Source organism: Vibrio sp. 2033, from assembly GCF_033339735.1.
Genome location: NZ_JAWOVC010000588.1, coordinates 1 through 589 on the forward strand (window position 1 = coordinate 1; position 589 = coordinate 589).

General features: G+C 46.9%; 1 protein-coding gene. It reads left to right on the forward strand.

Annotation, left to right across the window (positions count from 1 at the left end):
* Positions 1-195 precede the first annotated feature (195 nt).
* On the forward strand, positions 196-589 hold a 394-nt coding region (locus R7P74_RS27940), incomplete at its 3' end, for an FHIPEP family type III secretion protein (protein ID WP_318123929.1).

Sequence of the window (589 nt, forward strand, 5' to 3'; positions counted from 1 at the left end):
CAATCAATGGATTGTGCTGTTATTTAGCTTTGAGTCATTATTTTGGCGTTGATTTTGGTACATAGATTGCTTAAGTCGACTAATTATCAACTATACCTAAACTTTTAGGCGAAAGTGGTCGCGTATAAACATTAGACATACGTATTAAAGTGCGTATTCGCGTGACGCTTCAATTCGATTGAGATACCTCGCAGTATGAAGTTAAGCCTGCCGTTTGCAGATAAATTGCCACGAATTCGTCAGCGTGAGATGCCAGCTATTGGCGCGCCTGTCATGGTTTTGGCCACCCTTGCGATGGTGGTATTACCGATACCAGCGTTCCTACTGGATATGTTCTTCACCTTTAACATCGCCTTAGCCATGGTGGTGTTGTTGGTGACGGTCTATACACGCCGCCCGTTAGATTTCGCCGCGTTCCCGACGGTACTGCTGATCGCAACGTTGTTGCGTTTGGCGCTGAACGTTGCGTCTACCCGTGTCGTGTTACTTCATGGTCATGAAGGGGGCAATGCGGCAGGTAATGTTATCGAGGCGTTTGGTAACGTTGTAATTGGCGGTAACTACGCAGTCGGTTTAGTCGTCTTCCTCA